Here is a 2,153-nt window from a genome sequence, read left to right as displayed (position 1 = left end):
CTCCAGAAGGCGTCCCGGTAAGAATCACGTCCCCGGGCTTCAGTGTCATCACTTCCGTCACTTTCACCAGAATATCTTCAATGGAATGGATCAAGTCGGATGTTCTCGACTGCTGCTTCACTTCTCCGTTCAATGTCAAACTGATCCCCACATCATTTGGGTTCAGCTCCGTTTCAATGACAGGACCAAGCGGCTTAAACGTCGCGTACGATTTCGCCCTAGTATACTGACCATCTTTCTTTTGTAAATCACGATCAGACACATCATTCCCGCATGTGTAACCGAAAACATAAGAAAGCGCATCTGCTTTCGATAAATCCTTCGCTTCTTTTCCAATTACGACGGCAATCTCTGCTTCATAATCAATCCGGTGATCAAGCGTCGGCAGGACAATTTCTTCTTCTTCACCAATGACAGAACTCGACGACACCATAAACATCATCGGTTCCTCTGGTAATGGCTTGCCCTGCTCTTCCGCATGCAGCGCGTAGTTCAGTCCAATACCAAGCACCTGTCCCGGATTCACAGGAGGTAAAATGCGCACACCTTTCACATCATGTGTCACCGCCGTTTTCCCTGCCTGACCAGTTATGTAATTTCCATCAAGCTTTGTAATTGTATCCTGTTCTAATACGCCAAAACAAATTTCTTCTTCCACCTCATAGCGGATGTATTTCATCTCTTTTCTCTCCTCTCAAAATGAATCGTGACCTACTTGACGGTAATTATGCCAATATTCAATCATCCATTCAAGCAATACCCCTCCATTTCTGTCCTAAAAGGGGATGCTCCTTCGTACAAAACAATGATAGAATGAGGGTAATTAGAAGTGAAGGAGCGCCATCTATGAGTCATTCCATACATCCAACCAACACTTTCAAAGACTTACTCGACTCCCCAGAGGGATTGGCTGATCGTATCGCCGAAAACTTAGGGTGTCCGGTGACGATCGAGGATGCAAACCACCGCATTGTATCCTATAGCAAGCACGAGACAAATGTCGATGACGCACGAACGGCAACAATCATGCGCAGAAAGGTACCTGAACATGTCGTAAACGGACTGTGGAAACAAGGCATTATGTCTCACCTTTTTGAAAGCAAGGATCCGATTGTCATTGATAAAATCAGCCAGATCGGACTTGGCAACCGTATCGCCATATCGGTCCGAAAAAACAAAGAGATCTTAGGCTTCATTTGGGCACAGACGAATGACATCGACATCGAACCGAAGCACTTGCAGCTGATGAAGGATGCCGCCCAGCTCGTCAGTCACCATCTGCTACGCCAACAAGTGAAAAAGCGGAAGACAGAAGAGAATCAGAAGGAGTTTTTCTGGCAGCTATTAACGGGAACACTTCGTCATAAGACAGAAATCAACCGCCATGCGAAACGGTTCAACCTGTCTCTTCAAGGCCAGCTTTGCGTCGCAGTGTTTGAATTCACCGAAGATATGAGTCAATCTGTTGAGCGCCACGCTTATTATCTGACCGAAACGCTGCATCAAACACGTGTCGTGACTCGACTTTTTGATGACAATCAGCTGATTCTATTAGTGCGAACGGACAATATGGTCGATGCGGCTGAAGTCAGCCAAGCCTTCATTCGTGATTTTACACAAAAAATGAAAGAACGCCTTGGGTTTGAAGACATGACAGCAGCGTTCGGTTTGATTTATGACAGTCCTGAATCGATCAGCGACAGCTACAAGCAAGCGTTGAAGGTGCTTGAGTTGAAAGAAGAATATCCACAGGACCTTGGTGATATTGACAGCTATCAGGATTTAGGTGTCTATCAGTTCATCAATGAACTTTCGGCGCTTCAAAAACGGGAAAACTACCGCAACGACTCCATTGAAAAAATTAGATCGTATGATAACAAGAATAACTCCATGCTGTTGGAAACGCTGCGTATATTTTTGTCACAGAACAGCAACGTCCACAAAGCCGCAGCCCACATGCACATTCATACAAATACATTGAATTATCGGTTGAAACGGATCAAAGAGATTGGAAATGTAGATCTTAAGAATCCAAATCAGAAAACGATGCTTTACTTGGATCTTTTAATAGAAGAAAACGAACGAGAGGCTTTGTGATTTTACACAAAGCCTCTCGTTTATTTTTTCATATTTCACTAAACAAAAATGAAAAA

General features: G+C 44.2%; 2 protein-coding genes. One reads left to right on the top strand and one right to left on the bottom strand.

From position 1 onward, the window contains the following. Window positions 1–679: fumarylacetoacetate hydrolase family protein (locus LD39_RS06865; RefSeq protein WP_035544418.1), on the bottom strand; the 679-nt coding region annotated here is incomplete at its 3' end. Between the two features lie 167 nt (window positions 680–846). Between LD39_RS06865 and LD39_RS06860 the strand changes: the two genes are divergently transcribed. Further along, a complete protein-coding gene (locus tag LD39_RS06860; protein ID WP_035544417.1) occupies window positions 847–2,097 on the top strand; it encodes a CdaR family transcriptional regulator in 1,251 nt (416 codons plus the stop codon). Window positions 2,098–2,153: the final 56 nt, after the last annotated feature.

This window comes from Halobacillus sp. BBL2006 (genome assembly GCF_000786645.1).
Taxonomy (GTDB): domain Bacteria; phylum Bacillota; class Bacilli; order Bacillales; family Halobacillaceae; genus Halobacillus.
The sequence above is the reverse complement of the archived record's forward strand: the minus strand, read 5'-3'. Positions and strand labels throughout refer to the sequence as shown.

What these genes read in the sequence shown, in the direction of transcription:
- LD39_RS06860 (WP_035544417.1), top strand. Translation starts at nt 847, where the DNA reads ATGAGTCATTCCATACATCCAACCAACACTTTCAAAGACTTACTCGAC.